General features: G+C 67.7%; 2 protein-coding genes. One reads left to right on the forward strand and one right to left on the reverse strand.

Going from position 1 to position 3497, the window contains the following annotated elements:
* Positions 1–32 precede the first annotated feature (32 nt).
* The gene (locus ACIWVC_RS18335) at positions 33–368 is read right to left on the reverse strand and encodes an HGxxPAAW family protein (RefSeq protein WP_396448082.1); all 336 of its coding nucleotides are present in this window, start codon (positions 366–368) and stop codon (positions 33–35) included.
* Positions 369–553: 185 nt separating this feature from the next.
* On the opposite strand from ACIWVC_RS18335, the gene secA reads away from it, so the two are divergent.
* Positions 554–3436, forward strand: coding sequence for a preprotein translocase subunit SecA (gene secA, locus ACIWVC_RS18340; protein WP_396454358.1), 2883 nt, complete (start codon positions 554–556; stop codon positions 3434–3436).
* The last annotated feature ends 61 nt before the right edge of the window (positions 3437–3497 follow it).

A 3497-nucleotide genomic window follows, 5' to 3' on the forward strand; every position in this document is an offset into this window, starting at 1 on the left:
CCCCTCGGGGAGCCGGCCTCGTGCGGGGCGGGTCAGCCGTGGGGGGTCTGCTCGGTGTCGGTCGAGACCGGGGCGTTGAGGACCTCGCCCTGCTCGCCGCCGCGGCGCCTCGCGGAGCGCGAGCCGAACAGCGAGTAGTCGACGATCTCGGGGATGACGCGGGGCGCGTCCACGACGACGTCGGAGAACAGGTGGACCATCCAGCTGACCAGGAGCCCGGCGACCACGATGCCGGCGCCCACCCAGAACATGATCCACTGCGGGCCGAGGCACAGCGCGACGCCGCCGACCACGAAGCCGATGAAGATGATGGTCACGGCGATCCACGAACTGAGCCGGCCGGCGTGCGAACCTGACCCTTCGGACATTGGCCTTCCCCTCCTGAAACGGTGTGAAAGATCCTCTCCCGGACCCGGCAGGTCAAACGGGACGCGCTGTGGATTGCGCTGCGGAGTGACCTAGACCATTCTGGGTCTCGCCTACGATGGCATCGTACGTGTGGTGTGCGTGCCGCCCTGAGCGGTGAACCACGATCTGCAAGGAGCCTTCGAGAGTGCCGCCAGTCATCGACAAGATCCTTCGTGCGGGCGAGGGAAAGACCCTGCGCAAGCTCAAGAAGCTCGCGGATCAGGTCAACTCGATCGAGGAAGACTTCCTCGAGATGAGCGACGCCGAGTTGCGCGAGCTGACCGACAAGTACCGGGAACGAATCGCCGACGGCGAGACCCTGGACGACCTGCTCCCGGAGGCGTTCGCGACCGCACGCGAAGCCGCCAGGCGCGTCCTCGGGCAGCGCCATTACGACGTCCAGGTGATGGGCGGCGCGGCGCTGCACCTCGGGAACATCGCGGAGATGAAGACCGGTGAGGGCAAGACCCTGACCTGTGTGCTCCCCGCCTACCTGAACGCGCTCTCCGGCGACGGCGTCCACGTGGTCACGGTGAACGACTACCTGGCCAAGCGCGACGCCGAGTGGATGGGCCGGGTGCACCAGTTCCTCGGTCTCGACGTCGGCGTGATCCTGCCGCAGATGACCCCGGACGAGCGCCGCGCGGCCTACAACTGCGACATCACCTACGGGACGAACAACGAGTTCGGGTTCGACTACCTCCGCGACAACATGGCGTGGAGCCTGGAGGAGTGCGTCCAGCGCGGCCACAACTACGCGATCGTGGACGAGGTCGACTCGATCCTCATCGACGAGGCCCGCACGCCCCTGATCATCTCGGGCCCGGCCGAGCAGAACTCCAAGTGGTACGCGGAGTTCGCCAAGATCGCCCCCCGGCTGAAGCGCGCCGAGCTGATCAGCACCGCCGGCCAGGTCGACGAGTACGGCCCCGGCGACTACGAGGTGAACGAGAAGAAGCGCACCGTCGGCATCACCGAGTCCGGCGTCGAGAAGGTCGAGGACTGGCTCGGCATCGACAACCTGTACGACTCGGTGAACACGCCGCTGGTGAGCTTCCTCAACAACGCGCTGAAGGCCAAGGAGCTGTACAAGCGCGACAAGGACTACGTCGTCATGAACGGCGAGGTCCTGATCGTGGACGAGTTCACCGGCCGCATCCTGCACGGCCGCCGCTACAACGAGGGCATGCACCAGGCCATCGAGGCCAAGGAGGGCGTGCCGATCAAGGACGAGAACCAGACGCTCGCCACGATCACCCTGCAGAACTACTTCCGCCTCTACAAGAAGCTGTCCGGGATGACCGGCACCGCGGTGACCGAGGCGGCGGAGTTCAACAAGACCTACAAGATCGGTGTCGTGCCGATCCCGACGAACAAGCCGATGATCCGCGAGGACGTCGCGGACGTCGTCTACAAGACCGAGCAGGCCAAGTTCGAGGCCGTCGTCGACGACATCGCCGAGCGGCACGAGAAGGGCCAGCCGGTGCTGGTCGGCACGACGTCGGTGGAGAAGTCCGAGAAGCTGAGCAAGATGCTCAAGCGGCGCGGCATCCCGCACCAGGTGCTGAACGCCAAGCACCACGAGCAGGAGTCCGCGATCGTCGCCGAGGCCGGCCGCAAGGGCGGCGTCACCGTCGCGACGAACATGGCGGGCCGCGGCACCGACATCATGCTCGGCGGCAACCCCGACTTCCGCGCCGACCTGGAGCTGCACCAGCGCGGCCTGTCCCCGCTGGAGACTCCGGAGGAGTACGAGGCGGCCTGGCCGGAGGCGCTGGAGAAGGCCAAGGAGGCCGTGAAGGGCGAGCACGAGGAGGTCGTCGAGCTCGGCGGCCTGTACGTCCTCGCGACGGAGCGGCACGAGTCGCGGCGCATCGACAACCAGCTGCGCGGGCGCTCCGGCCGGCAGGGCGACCCGGGCGAGTCCCGGTTCTACCTCTCCCTTGAGGACGACCTGATGCGGCTGTTCAACTCGGCCCGCGTCGAGTCGATCATGACCCGGCTGAACATCCCGGACGACACCCCCATCGAGTCCAAGATCGTGACGAACGCGATCAAGTCGGCGCAGAGCCAGGTCGAGCAGCAGAACTTCGAGATGCGCAAGAACGTCTTGAAGTACGACGAGGTCCTGAACCGGCAGCGCAAGGTCATCTACGCCGAGCGCCGCAAGGTGCTGGAGGGCGAGGACCTGCACGAGCAGGTCCGCCGGATGATCGACGAGGTCGTCGCCGGCTATGTCGCGGGCGCCACCGCCGAGGGCTTCGCCGAGGAGTGGGACCTCGACAAGCTGTGGAAGGCGTTCAAGCAGCTCTACCCGATCTCGATCACGGTGGACGAGCTGATCGAGGAGGCGGGCGGCGACATCTCCGGGCTGGACGCCGAGACCCTCGCCGAGAAGATCCGCGAGGACGCCCAGGCGGCCTACGACAAGCGCGAGGAGGAGCTCGGCTCGGACGTCATGCGCGAGCTGGAGCGCCGCGTCGTGCTGTCGGTCCTCGACCGCAAGTGGCGCGAGCACCTCTACGAGATGGACTACCTCCAGGAGGGCATCGGCCTGCGGGCCATGGCGCAGCGCGACCCGCTGGTCGAGTACCAGCGCGAGGGCTACGACATGTTCAACGCGATGCTCGACGGCATCAAGGAGGAGTCGGTCGGCTACCTGTTCAACCTCGAGGTCGAGGTCGAGGAGCAGCCGGAGGCCCCGACCGTCGGCGCCGCCCCCGTCTCCGTCGCCAAGTCGGCCCCCGCGGCCGCCGCGGACGAGGAGGAGGGCGAGGGCGCCGTCGCCGTCGACGTGGAGGAGGCCGACGAGGCCCCCGCCATCAAGGCGAAGGGCTTGGAGAAGCCGTCCCGCCCGAAGAAGCTGGAGTACTCCGCCCCGACCGTGGACGGCGAGGGCGGCGTCGAGCTGCACAGCGAGGAGAGCGAGGACGAGTACGCGGGCGTGAACCGCAACGACCCGTGCCCGTGCGGCTCCGGCAAGAAGTTCAAGCGCTGCCACGGCGACCCGCGCAACCGGAACAAGTAGCCGGAGCGGTCAGCGCCGCGCGAAGCGGCCTCCCGGACGCCCGGGAGGCCGCTTTCGCATG

Source organism: Actinomadura sp. (assembly GCF_044508335.1).
Taxonomy (GTDB): Bacteria; Actinomycetota; Actinomycetes; order Streptosporangiales; family Streptosporangiaceae; genus Spirillospora.

Coding starts and splice junctions, on each gene's coding strand:
- ACIWVC_RS18335 (WP_396448082.1), bottom strand. CDS start 368: ATGTCCGAAGGGTCAGGTTCGCACGCCGGCCGGCTCAGTTCGTGGATC.